At 62.6% G+C, this 1,788-nt stretch carries 3 protein-coding genes; 2 read left to right on the top strand and 1 reads right to left on the bottom strand.

The genetic code is table 11. The features are described 5' to 3' along the window. Positions 1-820 (top strand): SLC13 family permease (locus EOA22_RS32255; protein WP_127390536.1); only part of this gene is annotated, 820 nt, incomplete at its 5' end. Positions 821-896: 76 nt separating this feature from the next. Here EOA22_RS32255 and EOA22_RS32245 read toward each other — a convergent pair. After that, positions 897-1,484 (bottom strand): TetR/AcrR family transcriptional regulator, encoded by a 588-nt coding sequence (locus EOA22_RS32245; RefSeq protein WP_024505017.1) that lies wholly within the window; start codon positions 1,482-1,484, stop codon positions 897-899. An 88-nt stretch (positions 1,485-1,572) separates the two neighbouring features. Between EOA22_RS32245 and EOA22_RS32240 the strand changes: the two genes are divergently transcribed. After that, a partial coding sequence (locus tag EOA22_RS32240) for an enoyl-CoA hydratase/isomerase family protein (protein ID WP_206521393.1) occupies positions 1,573-1,788 on the top strand: 216 nt, incomplete at its 3' end.

The raw sequence follows: 1,788 nt of genomic DNA, 5'->3' as shown, positions 1-1,788 counted from the left end.
CCCGATCCCCTATCTGATCGCCACCGCCACCGCGTCGAATTGCGGCAGCGTCGCAACCATCACCGGCAATCCCCAAAACATGGTCATCGGTGCACTGTCGGGCATTTCCTATCCGGCCTTTTCGGCAGCGCTGGCTCCGGTCGCCCTGTTCGGCCTCGTCGCGGTCGTTGTCATCATCCGCATTGTCTTCCGGGCCGAATTCGCCCGCACCGTCCAACTGACGCCCGAGGTCTCGCGTGGCCGCATGCACAAGGTGCAGGTGCTGAAGGCGGTGGTGGTCTGCATCGGGCTGGCAATTGCCTTCTTCGCCGGCGTGCCCGTCGCCAAGGCAGCACTCATCGGCGGCGCCATCCTCTTGCTCACCCGGGCCATCAAGCCGGAGCGCATCTACCGCGAGATCGACGGTCCGCTGCTGTTCATGTTCGCCGGTCTGTTCGTTGTCGTCGCCGGCGCTGAAAAGACGCTTCTTTCGCCCGACATGATCGCTTCGGCCAGGAACCTCGGGCTGGACGACGTCTGGCGCTTGTCCGGCTTCACCGCGGTGCTTTCCAACATCATGAGCAATGTTCCGGCCGTGCTGGCGCTGCGGCCCTTCATACCCGGCCTCGAAAACCCCGAGCGCGCCTGGCTGGTCGTCGCCATGAGCTCGACGCTGGCCGGCAATTTCACGCTGCTGGGTTCGGTCGCCAACCTGATCGTCGCCGAACAGGCGCGGGCCGCCGGCACGACGCTGTCGTTCGGCGCTTTTTTCAAGGTCGGCTTGCCTTTGACGCTGATAACGCTGGCCGCCGGCACCGCATGGCTGGCTTTCGGTTTCTAATGCATGTCGCCCAAAAGTGGCCCCGGTTTTGGGCCAACGACATGCATAAAACCAAAGGCTTAAAGCGCGTCGCGCTTTAGACCTGACTGCCTGAAAGTCGCGCCCGCACCAGCGTCGCCGCGGCGCGTCCGGCCGCTTCGATGTAATCGGGGTTGCGGTGGATCAGCATGATCGAAAAGCAGCCGTCGATCAAAAGCACGATCTCGCGCCCCAGGGTTTGCGGCTCCGCGACGCCATGGTCCGACAGGGCGCCGGCCAGCCATGTTTCGAAATTCAGCTTGTGCCGCGCGCCCACCTTGACCGCCGGATGTCCGGGCATCGAGGCGAGTTCGGCGGCCGTGCGCAGGAAGCCGCATCCTTTCCATTTCGGGTGGCGAGCGGACCTCGCCAGATTGGTGAAGATCGCCTCGACCTTGCGATCCGCGCCGCCTTCGGCAGCCTCGAACCAGCCGGCCATCCGCTTCAGATTGGGTTGGTCGCGGCCGTCGAGATAGGCGGCGATCAGGTCGTCCTTGCTCTTGAAATGGTAGTAGAGCGTGCGCTTGGTGAGACCCGCTTCCTCGGCAACGGCATCGACGCTGACACGACCGATTCCTTCTGCATAGAAGAGCCTGGTCGCGGCATCGACAATGCGTTTGCGGGTAGGGCTCTGCGTGTCGGGCATAAGCCTATGTATACCGACTAGTGAATATACACAAGCGACAAAGGGCATAGTCTTCCTTCCATCAGCATGATGGAGAAGGAACAGCCAAATGACAGATCTTGTCCTTAGCGAAACCCGGGATGGGATTGCCATCCTCACCCTCAACCGGCCGGAGAAACTCAACGCGCTGAACTATGCCCTGATCGACCGCCTGCTTGCGGTCCTTGACGACATGGAAGTCGATGACGGCGTCCGAGCGGTCATTCTGACCGGAGCAGGGGAGCGGGCGTTTTCGGCGGGGGGCGGCATTCACGAGTTCTCGGCC

Origin of the sequence: Mesorhizobium sp. M7A.F.Ca.US.014.04.1.1, assembly GCF_003998745.1 — a bacterium.
Taxonomy (GTDB): domain Bacteria; phylum Pseudomonadota; class Alphaproteobacteria; order Rhizobiales; family Rhizobiaceae; genus Mesorhizobium; species Mesorhizobium ciceri.
Note: the sequence above shows the minus strand (reverse complement) of the source record. Positions and strands in the feature narration are given on the sequence as shown.

Coding starts and splice junctions, on each gene's coding strand:
- EOA22_RS32245 (WP_024505017.1), bottom strand. CDS start 1,484: ATGCCCGACACGCAGAGCCCTACCCGCAAACGCATTGTCGATGCCGCG.